Origin of the sequence: Vibrio sp. RM-69-4 (assembly GCF_024743775.1) — a bacterium.
GTDB lineage: Bacteria > Pseudomonadota > Gammaproteobacteria > Enterobacterales > Vibrionaceae > Vibrio > Vibrio anguillarum.
Genome location: NZ_JAMQXI010000044.1, coordinates 24,301 through 42,911 on the forward strand (window position 1 = coordinate 24,301; position 18,611 = coordinate 42,911).

General features: G+C 45.2%; 19 protein-coding genes. 9 read left to right on the forward strand and 10 right to left on the reverse strand.

The genetic code is table 11. From position 1 onward, the window contains the following. The first annotated feature begins 52 nt into the window (after nucleotides 1-52). The 7 genes from NB504_RS06550 (at nucleotide 53) to yacG (ending at nucleotide 6,051) form a co-directional block, all read left to right on the forward strand. Nucleotides 53-514, forward strand: a complete 462-nt coding sequence (locus NB504_RS06550; RefSeq protein WP_115339512.1) for a pilin — start codon at nucleotides 53-55, stop codon at nucleotides 512-514. Beyond that, nucleotides 515-2,203, forward strand: a complete 1,689-nt coding sequence (gene pilB / locus NB504_RS06555) for a type IV-A pilus assembly ATPase PilB (protein ID WP_258428525.1) — start codon at nucleotides 515-517, stop codon at nucleotides 2,201-2,203. A gap of 42 nt (nucleotides 2,204-2,245) precedes the next feature. Then, the gene (locus NB504_RS06560; protein ID WP_258428526.1) at nucleotides 2,246-3,472 is read left to right on the forward strand and encodes a type II secretion system F family protein; all 1,227 of its coding nucleotides are present in this window, start codon (nucleotides 2,246-2,248) and stop codon (nucleotides 3,470-3,472) included. 38 nt (nucleotides 3,473-3,510) lie between these two features. After that, entirely contained in the window at nucleotides 3,511-4,392 is an 882-nt protein-coding gene (locus NB504_RS06565) for an A24 family peptidase (RefSeq protein ID WP_088720881.1), read from the forward strand. Next, nucleotides 4,383-4,991, forward strand: a complete 609-nt coding sequence (gene coaE / locus NB504_RS06570) for a dephospho-CoA kinase (protein ID WP_199871783.1) — start codon at nucleotides 4,383-4,385, stop codon at nucleotides 4,989-4,991. The genes NB504_RS06565 and coaE overlap by 10 nt, the downstream gene beginning before the upstream one ends. Before the next feature lie 32 nt (nucleotides 4,992-5,023). Then, on the forward strand, nucleotides 5,024-5,764 hold the full coding sequence (zapD, locus tag NB504_RS06575; protein ID WP_013857689.1) for a cell division protein ZapD: 741 nt from the start codon (nucleotides 5,024-5,026) through the stop codon (nucleotides 5,762-5,764). A gap of 89 nt (nucleotides 5,765-5,853) precedes the next feature. Further along, complete coding sequence (gene yacG, locus NB504_RS06580) at nucleotides 5,854-6,051, forward strand: DNA gyrase inhibitor YacG (RefSeq protein WP_010319526.1); 198 nt, start codon at nucleotides 5,854-5,856, stop codon at nucleotides 6,049-6,051. A 69-nt stretch (nucleotides 6,052-6,120) separates the two neighbouring features. Here yacG and rplS read toward each other — a convergent pair whose 3' ends face one another. From rplS to ffh, 5 genes are all read right to left on the reverse strand, one after another. Beyond that, a complete protein-coding gene (gene rplS / locus NB504_RS06585) occupies nucleotides 6,121-6,474 on the reverse strand; it encodes a 50S ribosomal protein L19 (protein WP_010319525.1) in 354 nt (117 codons plus the stop codon). Between the two features lie 41 nt (nucleotides 6,475-6,515). Then, nucleotides 6,516-7,262, reverse strand: a complete 747-nt coding sequence (trmD, locus tag NB504_RS06590; RefSeq protein WP_010319524.1) for a tRNA (guanosine(37)-N1)-methyltransferase TrmD — start codon at nucleotides 7,260-7,262, stop codon at nucleotides 6,516-6,518. A 27-nt stretch (nucleotides 7,263-7,289) separates the two neighbouring features. After that, nucleotides 7,290-7,844 (reverse strand): ribosome maturation factor RimM, encoded by a 555-nt coding sequence (rimM, locus tag NB504_RS06595; protein WP_013857691.1) that lies wholly within the window; start codon nucleotides 7,842-7,844, stop codon nucleotides 7,290-7,292. A 29-nt stretch (nucleotides 7,845-7,873) separates the two neighbouring features. Further along, a complete protein-coding gene (gene rpsP / locus NB504_RS06600) occupies nucleotides 7,874-8,122 on the reverse strand; it encodes a 30S ribosomal protein S16 (RefSeq protein WP_010319522.1) in 249 nt (82 codons plus the stop codon). A 214-nt stretch (nucleotides 8,123-8,336) separates the two neighbouring features. Beyond that, on the reverse strand, nucleotides 8,337-9,719 hold the full coding sequence (gene ffh / locus NB504_RS06605; RefSeq protein ID WP_019281904.1) for a signal recognition particle protein: 1,383 nt from the start codon (nucleotides 9,717-9,719) through the stop codon (nucleotides 8,337-8,339). 305 nt (nucleotides 9,720-10,024) lie between these two features. Here ffh and NB504_RS06610 point away from each other — a divergent pair, with 305 nt between their 5' ends. Continuing rightward, complete coding sequence (locus tag NB504_RS06610; RefSeq protein ID WP_026027563.1) at nucleotides 10,025-10,819, forward strand: inner membrane protein YpjD; 795 nt, start codon at nucleotides 10,025-10,027, stop codon at nucleotides 10,817-10,819. An 83-nt stretch (nucleotides 10,820-10,902) separates the two neighbouring features. Next, on the forward strand, nucleotides 10,903-12,177 hold the full coding sequence (locus NB504_RS06615) for an HlyC/CorC family transporter (protein ID WP_017046996.1): 1,275 nt from the start codon (nucleotides 10,903-10,905) through the stop codon (nucleotides 12,175-12,177). Nucleotides 12,178-12,260: 83 nt separating this feature from the next. On the opposite strand, the gene luxS is transcribed toward NB504_RS06615, so the two are convergent. From luxS to NB504_RS06640, 5 genes are all read right to left on the reverse strand, one after another. Continuing rightward, nucleotides 12,261-12,779, reverse strand: a complete 519-nt coding sequence (gene luxS / locus NB504_RS06620) for an S-ribosylhomocysteine lyase (RefSeq protein WP_105977536.1) — start codon at nucleotides 12,777-12,779, stop codon at nucleotides 12,261-12,263. Nucleotides 12,780-12,843: 64 nt separating this feature from the next. Then, nucleotides 12,844-14,409, reverse strand: a complete 1,566-nt coding sequence (gene gshA / locus NB504_RS06625; protein ID WP_094165898.1) for a glutamate--cysteine ligase — start codon at nucleotides 14,407-14,409, stop codon at nucleotides 12,844-12,846. Nucleotides 14,410-14,511: 102 nt separating this feature from the next. Beyond that, a complete protein-coding gene (locus NB504_RS06630; protein ID WP_094165887.1) occupies nucleotides 14,512-17,367 on the reverse strand; it encodes a pitrilysin family protein in 2,856 nt (951 codons plus the stop codon). 9 nt (nucleotides 17,368-17,376) lie between these two features. Beyond that, nucleotides 17,377-17,838, reverse strand: a complete 462-nt coding sequence (locus NB504_RS06635; protein WP_013857698.1) for a YqaA family protein — start codon at nucleotides 17,836-17,838, stop codon at nucleotides 17,377-17,379. Then, nucleotides 17,832-18,611: NADP-dependent oxidoreductase (locus NB504_RS06640; RefSeq protein ID WP_258428527.1), on the reverse strand; the 780-nt coding region annotated here is incomplete at its 5' end. The genes NB504_RS06635 and NB504_RS06640, both read right to left, overlap by 7 nt.

Sequence of the window (18,611 nt, forward strand, 5' to 3'; positions counted from 1 at the left end):
AGCTTCTTATGCTCTGCCCATCCTTATGCGTTCAAACGGAGCAAATCAAATAATGAACACAAATAAGACAACGAAACAAAGTGGTTTTACCTTAATTGAATTGATGATTGTTGTAGCAGTAATCGGTGTATTAGCTGCGATTGCAGTGCCTCAATACCAAAATTACGTAAAAAAATCATCTGTAGCGGTCGGTTTGGCAAATATCACGGCATTAAAAACAAATGTTGAAGATTTTATTGCAACTGAAGGCAGCTTCCCTACCACTACTGCTGGAACAGCAACAGGATTTACTAGATTAGGAACCGTTGAAGATATGGGCGATGGGAAAGTATTGGTCACTCCAACGTCTGCCGGCTCATTAACTGGCACAATTAAATATACCTTTGAGGCTGGTGTGGCAAATACTCACAAAGTCAGATTAATTCGAGACGCAAATGGCCTGTGGACATGTGACACGACAGCCCTAAGTGAATTTTCTCCAAAAGGTTGTACCTCAGGTGCGACAATTCCATAAATGCTAACCAACCTCCCTGCGATTCTGCGTCAGGCTCAGATATTGAGCCCGACGCAAGAACACGCAGTTATTGAACATATCAAAGCGTCTGGTGCGAGTGTGCCAGAAGCTTTGCTCGCTTTGGATTTTTTCCATCCTCATGATCTGACTGAGCAGTTAAGTACCCTTTTTGGCCTACCGGACACTGACTTAACCCGCTACGACTACCCACTGCTCTGCCAACAGCTTGGTTTGCGTGATCTCATCACCCGTTACCAAGCACTGCCGATTGCCAATAATGGCCAAACCCTGACCATCGCAGTTTCCGACCCGACCCATTTACAAGTGGAAGATGATTTTCGCTTTGCGACAGGCTTACAAGTCGAACTGGTTTTAGCCGACTACAAAGCGCTGCAAGCAGCCATCCGGCGCTTGTATGGCCGAACAATTCAAGGATCCTCTTCTTCAGGGAAAGAGATCAGCCAAGATGAACTGGCAAACTTAGTTAAGCTGTCTGATGATGAGATTCAATCGATTGAAGACCTCAGCCAAGATGACGCCCCAGTCAGTCGCTTTATTAACCAAATCCTGCTTGATGCGGTGCGAAAAGGCGCATCAGACATCCATTTCGAACCGTACGAAGCGCTTTACCGAGTACGATTGCGCTGTGATGGTATTTTGGTGGAAACACAGCGTCCCTCAAGTAACTTAAGTCGCCGGCTTGCCGCGCGGCTCAAGATTTTATCCAAACTCGATATTGCCGAGCGGCGCTTACCACAAGATGGCCGCATTAAACTGCGGTTGAATCAAGACACCGCGATCGATATGCGCGTTTCCAGCCTCCCCACCTTATGGGGCGAAAAAATCGTACTGCGCCTACTTGATAGCAGCGCCGCTAACTTAGATATCGACAAATTGGGTTATAACGACCAGCAAAAACAGCTCTACTTAGCTGCGCTAAAAAAACCACAAGGGATGATTTTAATGACGGGCCCGACAGGCAGCGGAAAAACCGTCTCGCTCTATACGGGGCTACGCATTTTAAATACTGCTGAAGTGAACATTTCCACCGCTGAAGATCCGGTTGAAATTAACTTATCCGGCATCAACCAAGTTCAAGTGCAGCCAAAAATTGGCTTTGGCTTTGCGCAAGCATTACGCTCCTTCTTACGGCAAGATCCCGACATTGTGATGGTTGGCGAAATCCGCGATTTAGAAACTGCCGAAATCGCCGTGAAAGCGGCACAAACCGGGCATTTAGTTCTTTCTACCTTGCATACTAACTCCGCCGCCGAAACGGTAATTCGCTTGAGTAATATGGGAATTGAAGCGTTTAACTTAGCCTCTTCACTCAGTTTAATTATTGCCCAGCGTTTGGCTCGTCGCCTTTGTCGGCACTGCAAAATTGCCGTCGTGCCCTCAATGCAGTTGCAGCAACATTTTCAGCTGCTAGCGACAGAAACCATTTATGAAGCAAACCCGCATGGTTGCAACGAATGCACAGGGGGCTATTCAGGTCGAGTCGGCATTTATGAAGTGATGGCGTTTAACCCACAGCTGGCTGAAGCGATTATGCAAAAAGCAAGCATTCATCAAATAGAGCAGATCGCGAAAGCCAACGGAATGCAGACACTACAAGAATCAGGCATTGAAAAGCTCAAAAACGGCGTCACCAGCTTCAAAGAGCTGCAACGCGTGCTCTATTTCTAACGCTTTGATCCCTCTTAGCTAGCCATTGAGTGACTCTATTGTATGAACACAAAAATCAAATCAGAACTCAAAAATTATCGTTGGAAAGGCATCAATAGTTCGGGCAAAAAAGTATCTGGCCAAACTCTCGCTTTAACCGAACTGGAAGTGCGTGATAAACTTAAAGAGCAGCACATTCAGATCAAAAAAATCAAAAAAGGGGGCGTCTCTTTTATCACCCGCTTGACTCATCGCGTGAAGGCCAGAGACATCACCATTCTGACACGCCAATTGGCGACCATGCTGACCACAGGCGTGCCGATCGTGCAAGCCTTAAAACTGGTCGGAGATAACCATCGAAAAGCCGAAATGAAATCCATTTTGTCGCAAGTCACCAAAGGGGTTGAAGCCGGAACGCCAATTTCCAAAGCGATGCGTACCGCCAGCACCCATTTCGATACCTTGTATGTTGATCTCATTCACACAGGTGAACAGTCAGGTAACTTGGCTGAAGTGTTTGAGCGGCTAGCGACTTATCGAGAAAAAAGTGAACAACTGCGCGCTAAAGTCATTAAAGCGCTCATCTACCCAACCATGGTAGTGTTGGTCGCGTTAGGTGTTTCTTACTTAATGCTTACTATGGTGATCCCTGAGTTTGAAAGCATGTTCAAAGGATTCGGAGCCGAATTACCTTGGTTTACACAGCAAGTATTGAAACTCTCTCATTGGGTGCAAAGTTACAGTTTGTGGGTGCTCATCATCATAATCCTCACCACAATTGCCGTGAAAATAGTACGCCAAAAATCTTTTTTAATACGCTTAAAAACCAGCCGATTAGGATTAAAGTTTCCCATTCTTGGCGGGGTGATAGGCAAAGCCTCTATTGCTAAATTCAGTCGCACACTCGCCACCAGTTTTAGTGCAGGCATTCCGATTTTAGCCAGCTTAAAAACCACCGCCAAAACCGCTGGCAATGTCCATTTTGAGACGGCGATTAATGAGGTCTATCGTGATACAGCAGCCGGTATGCCAATGTATATTGCGATGCGTAATACCGAAGCCTTTCCTGAAATGGTGCTGCAAATGGTGATGATTGGTGAAGAATCAGGCCGATTGGATGACATGCTCAATAAAGTCGCCACCATTTACGAATTTGAAGTTGATAATACCGTCGATAACTTAGGCAAAATTCTCGAACCATTGATCATTGTCTTTTTGGGTACGGTGGTCGGCGGTTTGGTGGTGGCAATGTACTTGCCCATCTTTAACTTAATGAGTGTATTAGGATAGTATTAGCACTGCTAATCTTTTAATTATCGAGTCTGTGCATGGAAGTTTTTATTTATTACCCTTGGCTCTTTCCACTTTTTGCAGCGTTGTTTGGCTTAATCGTGGGGAGTTTTCTCAATGTGGTCATTTATCGTCTACCCAAAATCATGGAGCGAGAATGGCGACAAGAGTGCGCTGACTGCTTTCCCGAATACCACATTGCGCCACCGGAAGGGCAACTCACGCTCAGTGTCCCCCGTTCTAGCTGCCCACACTGTGATGCGCCAATCCGTATTATTGACAATATTCCGCTACTCAGTTGGCTCTTTTTAAAAGGGAAATGTTCCCGTTGCCAAGGCCCGATCAGTGCACGCTATCCTTTGATTGAACTACTCACCGCCAGTATGAGCTTTGTCGTGGCTAGCCACTTCGGTTTTAGTTATTTTTCACTAGCGCTATTGTTTTTCACTTTTGTGCTCATCGCGGCGACGTTTATCGATTTCGATACCATGCTGTTACCCGACAAGCTGACACTGCCACTACTGTGGGCGGGCCTCAGCTTATCATTGATGCACATTAGCCCAGTCAGTTTGCAAGATGCAGTGATCGGCGCCATTGCTGGCTATCTGAGCTTATGGTCGGTCTATTGGCTGTTTAAACTCGTCACAGGCAAAGAAGGAATGGGTTATGGCGATTTCAAACTGCTGGCTGCTCTCGGCGCTTGGTTGGGCTGGCAATATCTGCCCATCATCATTCTCATGTCATCTGTGGTTGGCATTGTTTTTGGCCTAATTCAATTGCGCTTGCAAAAAAAAGGGATCGACAAAGCCTTTCCTTTTGGCCCCTATCTCGCCATTGCTGGCTGGCTAACCTTGTTGTGGGGTAACGATATTATGAGTTGGTATTTAGGTTCAATTATGGGGTTATCGTCATGGGGTTAGTGGTGGGTTTAACCGGCGGGATTGCCAGCGGAAAAAGCACCGTTGCTCATTTATTTCAGCAGAATTTCTCGATAGATGTCGTGGATGCTGACATCATCGCTCGAGAAGTCGTCGAACCCGGTAGTGAAGGATTAACGGCGATTTGCGCGCACTTTGGCCTCACCATATTAAAGCCCGATGGACAATTGGATCGCACCAAGTTAAGAGAAAAGATCTTTGCTGATGAGCAAGAAAAGGCTTGGCTTAATCAGCTTCTTCACCCAATGATCCGTGCAAAAATGATTGCTGATTTAGCAAAAACCACCTCGCCTTATGCTTTATTGGTTGTGCCATTATTGATAGAAAATAACCTACAAACCTTAGTCGATCGCATCTTAGTGGTTGATGTTGATCTAAAAACCCAAATCGCTCGCACTATGGCAAGAGACAAGGTATCAGAGCAACAAGTCCGTTCGATCTTAGCCGCTCAAGCGAGCCGTGAGCAAAGATTGCAATACGCTGACGATGTGATTAAAAATAGCGCAGAAAACCAAAAACTTTTGCCTCAAATCACAGAATTACACAAAAAGTATCTAGCCATATGCAGCCTAAGTCTGTAAGAATAACCCAGACCGGACCTAAGGCTAGCTAGATGACCACGCATAAGTTTGAACACCCACTGAACGAAAAAACTCGTATCTATTTAAGAGTCGAAGCACTGCTTAACCAGTTGATGCATTCCGCTCAGTTTCGTGACGGTATTCAACACCAACTCTTCTTTCGTTCATTGTTTGATTTACTCGAAATCTTCGAACAGATCCAACTCAAAAGCGAGTTGGCTAAAGATATTGAAAAACAGCGTTTGAACTACCGTAGCTGGCTCAATGTGGATGGTGTTGATCAAGAAATGTTGCTATCGCTCCTTGAAGAGATCGACGAGGTGCATCGTAATTTAATGAGCGCTGAACGCTTTGGTCAATCACTCAAAGAAGATCGTTTCTTAAGCACGATTCGCCAACGTTTTAATTTACCGGGCGGGTCGTGCTGTTTTGACCTGCCAGCCCTGCACTACTGGCTACACATTCCGATAGAAAAGAAGACCCAAGATGCGCACCAATGGATGGAAACGCTGCGACCGTTATCAGATGCGTTGCAACTTTGGCTAAAGTTAACCCGCGAAACGGGCCATTTTAAAGCACGCCTAGCACGATTAGGTTTTTATCAAAGCGATGCCGAAGACGCTAATATCTTGCGCTTGTCGATCCCACTTGAGTATGGGGTATACCCCATGATCTCAGGACATAAAAATCGCTTCGCGATTAAGTTTATCGAATTCCAATCAGGCCAAGCAACAGGGCGCGATATCGAGTTTGATCTCGCCGTCTGCTGTTAATCAATTCCGCTTCAATTCCCGACTGACTCTTACTTTCCATTGCGTTAGGTAATACACTTACGCCTATCCATCGTTACTTGAAGTCCGTTATGTCAAAGAAAATTACCATTGTAAAATGCCCGCAGTGCAAAGCCGATGTCGAATGGGGAGAACAGAGCCCTTATCGCCCTTTTTGTTCCAAACAGTGTCAGATGATCGATTTTGGCGAGTGGGCCGATGAGGAAAAAAGTATTCCCGGTGCACCGGATATGTCAGACAGTGATGGTTGGTCAGAAGATCAATATTAGCGTACATATAAAAACAGGGGTCGATTACTCGACCCCTGTTTATTACTATGAGAACGCTAGTTTATAGCATTACTTCTTAGCAAGTTTCTCTTTGATACGAGCTGACTTACCAGAACGCTCACGTAGGTAGTACAGTTTGGCACGACGTACTGCACCGCGGCGTTTAACTTCAATGCTATCAACCACTGGAGAGTGAGTTTGGAACGTACGCTCAACACCTTCACCGTTAGAGATCTTACGAACAGTGAATGCAGAGTGTAGGCCACGGTTACGGATTGCGATTACAACGCCTTCAAAAGCCTGTAGACGCTCACGATCACCTTCTTTTACCTTAACTTGAACAACAACAGTGTCACCTGGTGCGAATTTAGGTAGGCCTTGTTTCATTTGCTCTTCTTCAAGAGCCTTGATGATGTTACTCATTTTAAAAATTCCTAGAATAAACTGATACTAAATTAAATAGGTTACTGATGTATTTGAGTTTCTTTAATGAACTCAACCAGTAATAGTTCCTGTTCGTCAGTCAGAGCTAGGTTTTCCAGGAGCTCTGGCCTTCTATGCCAAGTTCGGCCCAACGACTGTTTCAGCCGCCAGCGACGAATATCCTCGTGATTACCGGATTTCAGTACCGCAGGTACTTCTTTTCCATCTAACACTTCAGGACGCGTATAGTGCGGGCAATCTAGCAAGCCATTTGCAAAAGAATCCTCTTCTGCTGATGCGAAATCTCCTAATACTCCCGGAACAAACCGAGAGACAGAATCAATCAACGTCATGGCTGGCAGTTCGCCGCCTGTCATCACAAAATCACCAATCGACCATTCTTCGTCAACTTCTGATTGGATGATACGCTCATCTACCCCTTCATAGCGTCCGCAAATAAGAACTAGGTTCTCATTTGTCGCCAGCTCTTCGACTCCTTTTTGGTCGAGTTTTCGACCTTGAGGAGAAAGGTAAATGACTTTCGTCTTTCCCGGTGCGGCTTGTTTTGCTGCATGAATGGCATCGCGCAAAGGCTGAACCATCATGAGCATTCCAGGACCACCACCGTAAGGTCTGTCATCGACGGTACGATGTTTGTCATGAGTGAAATCTCGAGGATTCCAAGCTTCAATAGACAGCAAACCTTTTTTAACCGCTTGACCTGTTACTCCAAAATCAGTAACAGAACGGAACATTTCAGGAAATAGGCTTATAACGCCAACCCACATGTGTTCTCTCGCTCTGAAATTTTAGAGTTAGAATGCCGGATCCCAGTCAACTTCGATCCGTCGAGCTTCGCGATCAACATTCTTGATCACTTGCTCTTCAAGGTACGGTACCAACCGTTCCTTTTGGCCAAAAGCATCTTTCAAATTCGCTTTCACAACCAGAACATCGTTGGAGCCAGTTTCTAATAGGTCAGTGACCTCACCAAGGTTATATCCCTTAGTGGTAATAACTTGCATACCGAACAATTCACGCCAGTAGAATTCATCTGCTGACAATTCTGGTAATGATGCGGGATCAATAGCAATTTCAAAGTTGGTGAGTAGATGTGCGTCTTCTCGAACATCTAAACCTTCAAGTTTTACCACCATACTCTTACCATGGCGCTTCCAACTCTCTACTTTGTACTCGATCCACTGGCCTTTTTGGTTAATAAACCAAGGGCTGTAATCAAAAATACTTTCAGCTTCGTCTGTGTAGGAAAAAACTTTGAGCCAGCCACGAATGCCATAGGTAGCACCAAACTTGCCCATAACAATCTTTTCGTTTTCTTTGCTCATTGTTTCTTTACCTTTCATCGACATAAGCTAATGTTCTTCTATAAAAGTAAGAATTAAGCCGCTTTTTGAGCGTCTTTTACTAGCTTAGCTACGCGATCAGATAGAGATGCGCCTTGACCAACCCAATGGTTAACGCGATCTAGATCAACACGTAGGCCTTCTTCTTGGCCAGTAGCCGTAGGATTAAAGAAACCTACTTTCTCGATGAAACGGCCAGTTACTGCGTTACGGCTATCCGCAACTACGATTTGATAAAATGGACGCTTTTTAGCGCCGTGACGTGCCAAACGAATGGTTACCATGTCGTCCTCTTTGCTTTCTCAATAATAAAATTAACCCCAAAAACCATTTACGAAAAACAGTCTGGGGTCTCGTGCCAAAATAAAGCCTCGGAATTTTACTCTTATTCCGAGGCTTTGCAAGGGGTTTAGCTATTTTTTCACCAGCAGAAGCATTATGCTTTTGCAGTGATGGACATCACGCTTTAGTAAATTTTAAGCATCGCAATGAGTTAGGTTAACGACCAAAGAAACCGCCGCCGCCCATGCCACCCATTCCGCCCATCATGCCTTGCATATTACGCATCATGCCTTTCATGCCCCCTTTCTGCATTTTTTTCATCATTTTCTGCATTTGGGTGAACTGTTTCAGTAAGCGGTTAACATCTTGTACTTGGGTGCCAGAACCTGTCGCGATACGTTTTTTACGTGAACCTTTTATCATGTCTGGGTGCTGACGCTCGTGCATGGTCATCGAACAGATGATCGCTTCCATCTGCTTGAACATCTTATCATCGACCTTATCTTTCACGTTGGCAGGTAGGTTTGCCATGCCAGGCAGTTTATCGAGCATGCCCATCATGCCGCCCATATTCTGCATTTGCCCGAGCTGTTCGCGGAAATCTTCTAAATCAAATCCTTTCTTTTCCTTGAATTTTTTAGCTAGGCGTTCTGCTTGCTCGTGATCAACATTACGTTGTAGATCTTCAATTAATGAGAGAACATCGCCCATTCCCAATATGCGTGATGCAATACGATCAGGATGGAAAGGCTCGAGCGCGTCAGTTTTTTCACCGACCCCTAAGAATTTAATCGGTTTACCGGTGATATGACGAACGGAAAGTGCGGCACCACCTCGAGCATCACCATCAACTTTGGTTAAGATAACCCCCGTTAACGGCAGCGCATCACCAAAGGCTTTTGCGGTGTTCGCGGCATCTTGCCCCGTCATGGCATCCACAACGAACAATGTTTCAATCGGATTAATCGCCGCATGCAGATCTTGGATCTCTGCCATCATCAGTTCATCAATAGCAAGACGGCCTGCTGTGTCGACAATCAGCACATCGAAGAATTTCTTCTTCGCATGGTCAATGGCCGCATTGGCGATATCAATCGGTTTTTGGTCGGCTGAAGAAGGAAAAAATTCAACGTCCAGATCGTTAGCTAGCGTTTCAAGCTGTTTTATCGCCGCTGGGCGATAAACGTCAGCCGAAACCACCAGTACTTTCTTTTTATCGCGTTCTTTAAGCAGCTTAGCAAGCTTACCAACACTGGTGGTTTTACCCGCGCCTTGTAAACCCGCCATTAAAATCACTGCTGGCGGCTGGGCGGCAAGGTTCAGCGCTTCGTTTGATTCGCCCATTACCGCTTCAAGCTGCGCTTGAACAATCTTGATGAACTCTTGTCCCGGTGTCAGCGATTTAGACACCTCAACACCCACTGCGCCCTCTTTAACGCGCGCGACAAAATCACGCACTACAGGCAGTGCAACGTCCGCTTCAAGCAGCGCCATGCGCACTTCGCGTAGGGTTTCTTTAATATTGTCTTCGGTGAGACGGCCTTTGCCGCTGATATTTTTCAGCGTCTTGGATAGTCGATCCGTTAAATTTTCAAACATCGTTGTCTCTTCGCTAGTTCGGCGATTAATTGGGGTCAGTATACCTTAGCCAATCTAATAGTCATACCCATTGACGCTTCGCGATAAGCGACTTAAACCCGTAAACGTAACATTGGGTCCCCAAAACAGGGGGGTCAAAAAGAGTTATCTCTGCGATTTATCGAATAAAAGCCTTCACCCTGTTAATTATTTGCACCATGACCTCAACTAAGGTGGGTATATGTCAAATCAATCGGTATCCAACGTAGCTCATTATCGTGATGCAAGGTATAATTCGCCAATTCAGCCACCATTTTGTAAGAAGTATGGAAAACTTAATCGCAATAGTCGCCACTATTTTGTATTTTTTATCCATAGCGACCATTATTCCAGGCTTAGTTAATCAAACTGGGATTCGTGCGCAGACAGTATTGTTCAGTTCAGCACTGGCGCTGGCTTTTCATGCGTGGTTACTGAGTGATTTAATCTTCAACGCTAATGGGCAAAACCTCAGTATGCTCAATGTGGCATCATTGATAAGCTTTATCATCTCACTGGTGATGAGCATTGCGATGTTAAAAACGCGATTGTGGTTTCTGTTGCCGGTGGTGTATAGCTTCGCCGCGATCAACGTCAGCGCCGCCTCATTTCTTCCCAGCATGTTCATGACTCACTTAGAAAACAATCCGCCACTGTTGTTGCATATTTCTCTAGCACTATTTTCGTATTCAACCCTTTCGATTGGCGCACTCTACGCTTTGCAATTGGCTTGGCTGGACTACAAGCTAAAGAAAAAGAAGATGCTAACCATCAACCCCAATTTGCCACCACTACTGATGGTAGAAAGGCAACTGTTTAAAATCATCTTGATAGGTAACGTATTACTTACTGGTACCTTGATTACTGGTTTTGATTTTGTCGGTGATATGTTTGCTCAAGGCAAAGCGCATAAAGGCATTTTGTCTTTCATTGCTTGGGTTGTCTATTCTGTATTGTTGTGGGGACATTACCGAAAAGGTTGGCGCGGTAGAAAAGTGACTTGGTTTGCTGTCGCTGGTGCAACCTTACTCACACTGGCCTACTTTGGTAGCCGTTTTGTAAAAGAAATCATTTTGAGCTAACTCAACACGTTTGATAGCGTATTGACACATTCATTTAATTAGATCATTAATTAATCACACTATTTATAAGGAAACACCACGTTTTGGACGACATTTCAACGGGTATATTGTTTGCACTACTCGCGGGTCTCATCGTAATTTCGGCTTATTTTTCAGGTTCAGAAACCGGCATGATGTCTTTGAACCGCTACCGCTTAAAGCACTTGGCCAATACTGGCCACAAAGGTGCAAAGCGTGTCGAAAAACTGCTTGATCGTCCAGATCGCCTCATTGGTTTGATCCTCATTGGCAACAACCTAGTCAATATTTTAGCCTCTGCAATTGCCACTATTATTGGTATGCGCCTTTATGGGGATCTAGGAGTGGCCATTGCCACTGGTGCGCTGACGTTGGTCGTTCTGGTTTTTGCTGAAGTGACGCCAAAAACATTAGCAGCGCTTTACCCTGAACGCGTCTCTTACGCCAGCAGCATCTTACTGACCTTCTTAATGAAGATATTGTCACCATTGGTGATGTTCATTAACTTCATCACCAATGGTTTCATCCGCTTACTAGGCCTTAAGGCCAAGCATGGGGCGGAGGATCATCTAAGCTCTGAAGAATTAAGAACCGTCGTCAACGAAGCGGGTGGTCTTATTCCTCGTCGCCACCAAGATATGCTGCTTTCCATTCTCGATCTCGAGCATGTCACGGTGAACGATATCATGATCCCACGTAACGAAATTACTGGCATCAATATTAACGACGATTGGAAATCTATTGTGCGTCAGTTAACTCACTCGCCACACGGACGCGTGGTGCTTTACCGAGATAAAATTGATGAAGCGGTGGGCATATTGCGCCTTCGTGATGCTTCTCGTTTAATGTTGGAAAAAAAAGAGTTCAACAAAGAGATGATTTTACGCGCTGCTGATGAAGTCTATTTCATCCCAGAAGGCACACCGCTCAACGTACAATTACTTAAATTCCAACGCAACAAAGAGCGGATTGGCCTGATCGTTGATGAATATGGTGATATCAATGGCTTGATCACTGTTGAAGATATTCTCGAAGAGATCGTGGGAGAATTCACAACCTCGATGGCACCGAGTTTAGCCGATGAAATTACACCGCAAAGCGATGGCAGTTTCTTGATTGATGGCAGCGCGAATATCCGTGACATTAACAAAGGGCTAAAGTGGAAACTGCCAACGACGGGCCCAAGAACCTTAAACGGTTTACTTTTGGAGCACCTTGAAGATATTCCAAGTAGCCATTTAAGCGTCAAAGTTTCTGGCCATGCGATGGAGATTGTAGATGTAGAAGAAAACCGCATTAAGCAGGTTAAAGTCTTTCCACGCAAAACCAAAAAACATTAATCGCCAGTCACTGCATAAAAGAAAGAAAAAAAGCTTGGTCACTGCCAAGCTTTTTGTTTTTAAAGGGACAGATCTGGCGATCTTTAATCCACTTTCAGCTCTTTGAGCATCGACTCAGGTAAAGCAAGCTCATCATTTTTATTCACCGCAATACCTGCCGTGATAATCGATTGAGCAATCTCTTTAGCTTCTGTTAACGAGTGCATTGAGGCTGTACCACATTGGTATTCGTTTAGTTCAGGGATCTGATCTTGGCTCTCTACTTTTAGCACATCATGCATCGCCGCTAACCACGCTTGCGCCACTTGCGCTTCTGTTGGCGCGCCAATCAAACTCATGTAAAAACCTGTACGGCAGCCCATAGGTGAGATGTCGATGATTTCTACATCATGACCATTTAGGTGCGCACGCATAAAACCAGCGTATAAATGCTCTAAAGTGTGGATCCCTTTTTCTGAAAGAATATCTTTGTTTGGAGCAGTAAAACGGAGATCAAATACGGTGATTGTATCCCCTTTAGGCGTCTGCATATTTTTTGCCACACGTACCGCAGGCGCATGCATACGAGTGTGATCTACAGTAAAACTGTCGAGTAATGGCATTGCTTTCTCCTTATTTGGCAAAGAGCGATGCTCTGCCTATCAATGTTAGATTATGATCGAGAGATCATTTTAGGTACGAAAAATAGCTTTCAAGAAATTCTTCAAAACTTTGAGTATCGTGTTGTTCTATCTGTTGCTGAGCGGCTCGAGAACGCAGCACTTCCTCTTCCATCACAGACTCAGAATAAGTTTGATAGTGATGTGCCAGGTTGGCTTGTCGGTATTCGGCTCCTAATGCACAACCTACCTTACCGAGCCCTCCAAACTGTTTAGTCTGTTCAAGTAGTTGGGCGGAAAAGGTTAATTCTGGATTATCAATCCACGAGCTTAGTTTCTCGCATACGGCTTGGTATGCATTGCCACCACAAGCGCTATCCATTACTTGCGCTATTTTGCGTAAGTCATCGAATACATTATGCGCCCACGCTTGCAGCGTCAGTTTCTCTCCGCGACAGCCAATTTGTAACTCTAAACCCGGTTTACGACCTTCTAAAATCACTTTGTTCCAGTTATCTCGCCAACATGCCAGCTCACAATTGTCCATCGGATCTGAATCTGAAAGAGCGGTCCAAGTGAGGAACAGATCGAGAAAACGCACTTGATCTTCAGTAATACCAATCGGGCTAAACGGGTTTACGTCTAACGAACGCACTTCGATGTATTCGACTCCGCCTCTCTCTAACGCTTGTGACGGCTTTTCGTCATTTTTGGCCACACGCTTAGGACGGATCGGTGCATAGAGTTCGTTTTCTATCTGCAAAACATTGCTGTTGAGCTGACGATGTTCACCATCGACATACACGCCTAGTTCTGCAAACTCTTTTGATGGAGTGCGGATCGCCTGATTCAACCCTTCTAGATATTGATCCAAGCTATTAAAACCAATTTTCAAGCCACTTTGCGCGCTATTGGTATAACCTAAATCACTGAGGCGCAACGAGGTAGCATGAGGCAAATAAAGCGTTTTACCAATATTTTCAAATGGCAGATGGCTTTCACGTCCGCGCACAAACGATGAACATAACGCAGGTGATGCGCCAAAGAAATAGGGAATAAGCCAGCCAAAACGGTAGTAATTACGAATCACACCAAAATAGGCTTCCGATTTTGTCTCAGTACGCTGGGATTCAGTTTGCTCGCCATGCAAGGCATCCCAAAATGATTCTGGAAATGAAAAATTGAAATGTACGCCAGAAATGATCTGCATTAAGCTGCCGTAACGACGCTTTAAGCCTTCTCGATAAAGGGTTTTCATTTTACCCGTATTCGATGAACCATATTGCGCCAGTTCGATATCATCTTCGCTGCCAACATAACAAGGCATAGAAAGCGGCCACATCTTTTCGTCACCCAATTTGGTTTGAGCAAAATGGTGAATATCCGCCAGTTGTGAGAGTAAAGTCGGCACGTCATGAGAGACTGGTGTAATAAATTCAAGCAATGACTCCGCAAAATCAGTGGTGATCCAACGGTTGGTTAATGCGCTGCCGAGTGCTTCTGGATGAGGAGTCAGAGCTAACGAGCCTTCTGGGGTATAGCGTAACGTTTCACGCTCAACGCCTCGGCCAAACTGCTTAAACACTTCTGATTTTTTAGTGACTTGTTCAAGTCGTGCGGCAAAATTAGTCAAAATAATGATTCGCTTATAGGTGAATGATCCGAATGAAAGCGGCTCTAACTCAGCAAGAGAGTAGAATGGAGGCAAACAATCTGCCCCCTATAAATGTGTACTCTAGCGGATGATTTCAAGCTCTTCTACGGGAATATCTAATTTTTCAAGTTGTGGCTTCAACGTTTTCGCATCACCCACTACGATAATTTGATACTCTTGTGGTTCAAACCATTTAGCGGCGAGTTTATTGAGCGTTGATTTTTTTACGTTTTCTACCAGTTCATTTCGTTGCTGTAGGTAATCTTCATCCAAACTATAGGTCAAAATATTACTAAGCAACTGCGCTTTTTGTGATGGTGTTTCATACGTCAGTGCATCTTGTTGGCCGACAGCAAGGCGCATAAATTTTAGCTCTTGGTCGGTTAAGCCACTTTGACTGAATGTTGCCATCTCTTTTTCTATTTCAACGATTGAAGCTACGGTGGCATCAGCACGCACTTGAGCATTGAAAACAATAGCGCCCACTTCTCGATTGCTCGCGAAATAACTCCCAGCGCCATAGGTGTAGCCTTTATCTTCACGCAAATTCTGATTAATGCGGCTGTTAAAGTTGCCCGCTAAATTGAAGTTAGCCAGTTGGCTGAGAAAAAGCTCGCCAGTGGCATCGAAAGGCAACCCTTTTCGCACAAAACGGACGATGCTCTGCGGCGCATCAGGCTTATCAACCAGATATATCTTCCGCTCTGTCAGTGAGTTCACCACTTGGGGACGTAACAAAGGAGAAGCTTCACCGCGCCACTGCCCTAAAAAGGTTAACTGTTTAGCGACCTCTTTTTTGGAAATGTCGCCAACGACAACGATTTGCGTACCATGTGGCGTGTAATGTTTCGCATAAAAGCGTTTTACATCTTCTAATGTTAAATCGTTTAGTGATTGCTCAGTGCCTTCACTTGAACGCGCAAAAATAGAGTTGCCAAACAGTACTTGACGAGTAGCTTGTGAAGCAAGCCATCCCGGTGTTTGATGCTGATAAACCAACCCTTCCAGCATCTGCTGCTTCAGCCGTGTAAAATCACTCTCTTTGAAAGCAGGATGAAATAAAACTTCTTCAACCACATCCAATGTTGCTGCAACATTCTTCTTCAAACTAGAGACCATAATACTGGTCGAATACTCATTGGCAGTAACACTGATAGTCGAACCTAACGTGTCGAGTTGAGCTTGAATCGCTTCCACTGAGCGTCGAGTTGAGCCTTCTTCAAGTAGCGCCGCGGTTAAATTAGCTAACCCTTCTTTGCCACGCGCGGCATGTCGCTCTCCTGCTGGTAAATTGATATTAATTAGCACGGTCGGCGTTTCGCTGGTTTGTGTGGCTAATAACTCAATACCGTTATCAAAATAGAGTTCATACAGTGTCGGCATTTGTGCTTTCACACCTTTTGCTACAGAAGGCATGATTGAGCGATCAAATTGATCTTCAACCTGGCGATAAGCCAATTGATCTTCGGTTATCGTTTGATGCTCGGGCAGCACTCTTTTAGGGGGTACGAAATTGGCTTTTTGAACGGCAAGATCGGCTTTATGTTTAGGCACAACACTTAAGGTAACCTTATGTTGATGAGCAATGAAGCGCTGATAAGCCTGTTGAATTGACTCTGGGGTGACCGCATGAATCTGAGCTAATTGTTGCTCGAGGCGATCAGGCTGCCCATAAAACGTTTCGTTGGACGCAAGCTGCGTCACTTTTCCAGATACGCTTTGCAGCGCAAAGACCGCATTCGCTTCCGCCATACCGGTAATTTGATCAAGTCGACTCTGATCTACCCCTTGCTGTTCAAACTGACTGAGTGTTTGCATTAACTCTCGATACAAAGGAGCAAGCTGAGCCTTTTCATCCGAAGGGGCCATGGCATAAACATAGAAGGTACAAGCCAATTCGGCGCAATCTTGGAATGCACCCGCATTGACGGCTTTTTGAGTTTTGACCAACGCTTGGTAGAGATAACTATTGGTACCGCTGCCTAGCACTTTGGCAAGCGCATCTAGCGAGGCTTGACTTTGAGCACCGCTATATTCTGTCGGCCAGCCCACCACAACCATGGGTTGCTGAATGCGATCTTCCAAGGTAATGAAACGATCTTGCGCCAACTGGGCCGGCTGTTTAGGTGCGTTATCAACGGCTGGGCCTGCCGGTATGGTGCCAAAATATTGATTAACCCATTCAAGTGTTTGCTGAACATCAATATCGCCACCAATGGTCAGCACCGCATTATTCGGCCCATACCAACGTAAGAAAAACGCTTTAAGATCATTGACATCCACTCGGTCAAGATCTTCGACATAACCAATGGTTTGCCATGAATAAGGGTGTCCTTCGGCATACATCGCCTCCGCCATTTTTTCCCACATCAAGCCATAGGGGCGGTTGTCGTAGTTTTGTGCGCGTTCATTTTTTACTGTGTCACGTTGGATCTCAAATTTACGTTGAGAAACCGCGTTGAGCAAAAATCCCATCCGATCAGATTCGAGCCACAACACCTTTTCTAGCTGATTTGAAGGCACGGTTTGGTAATAATTAGTACGGTCACGGTTGGTACTCCCATTCATGGTTCCTCCCGCTTCGGTGATCAAACGAAAATGTTCTTGATCGCCAACGTGCTCCGTTCCTTGAAACATCATGTGTTCAAAGAAATGAGCAAACCCTGATTTTCCAACCTCTTCACGTGCCGAACCCACATGATAAGTGACATCGACATGCACTAAAGGATCTGAGTGATCCGGTGAGAGCACGACAGTAAGGCCATTATCGAGCTGATATTTTGCATAAGGGATCATCACTTTTCCCGGTTGAGCATCCACTTGCTCAATCAGCGTAACCCCTTTCGGTAATGATGAAAAAAAAGCGATAGGTGCGACCGTTGATGAACAGCCATAAATGGCAATAAGAGAAAGGGCACCTAGCCAAATTTTTCTCATAACAGCTCCTTAGAAAAAACCATAGAATACAGCGGCAAGCATGATGTAACGCAGTGCTTTGCCGATCAAAATAATGACAAAAGTAGGTAAAAATTTCATGCGTAGCCAACCTGCGGCCAAACAAAGCACATCACCCACCACAGGTAGCCAACTAAATAAGAGAGCCCAATAACCATATTTATTGAGCCAAGCTAACGCTTTATGACCGTGCTTTTCGCTTTCAGTTCGATTCGGCAACCAGATACCGAGCCAATAGTTAGTCAGACCGCCGAGGGTATTACCAGCGCTTGCAACGGCGATAACCCAAAATACGGGAAATTGATTCAGGCTTAATGTGGCGAATAAACTCGCTTCTGAGCTTCCCGGTAATAAGGTAGCACTGAGAAAACCACTAAAAAAAAGCACCCACAGCGCAGAGCCAGCAAACCAATACGAGAGCGGTTCCAAATAGGTGCTAAAAATGTCTAACATTTCATATCAAGAAGAACTTTGCCTCGAGTATGGCCTGTTTCAATCTGTTGATGAGCCGCAGCCACTTCCGCCATCGGATAAACAGCTTGAATTTCCGTTTTCAATAAGCCAACGCTGACCATATAAAGCATGGTATCAAGCTGTTCAGGATTAGGATCAACTAACATGCCTGTGGCTTCAAAACCAAGTAATTTTGCTTTTTCACAAATAAGCTCAGCACTTAGAGTCGGAACAGTAACGACACGCGCATGATCTTTCAAGCATTTCAAAGCGTCGAGAGCCGCATCACCCCCGACTAAATCAATCAGCACATCCACTTCTTCTAAACGCTGTGAAGCAGGAGCAAAATTGTAATTAATCGCATGAGCACCAAGAGTCGCTAAATAATCCAAATTTTGTTCGCTGCACGTGGTATACACTTCGGCTTTTGCTGCTAAAGCAATTTGTACCGCTAAGTGCCCGACACCACCGGCGCCCGCGAGGATCAATACGCGATCCCCCTCTTTCACTTGCGCTTTATTTAGGGCTTGCGCCGCCGTTTGCCCTGCCAGTGGCAGCACCGCTGCTGCTTCTAAGGTCACAGCATCAGGAACAAGGCTGAGTTCGCTTTCTGCCACACACAGGTATTGGCTGTAACCGCCACCACGCAACGGAAACCCAACAAAGCCCGCCACATTATCTCCAATTTGAAAGCGGCGATTATCTTCCCCCACCTCAACAACTTGTCCAGAAATATCGTAACCTGGCACCCATGGCAGCTTATCTTTGTTTTG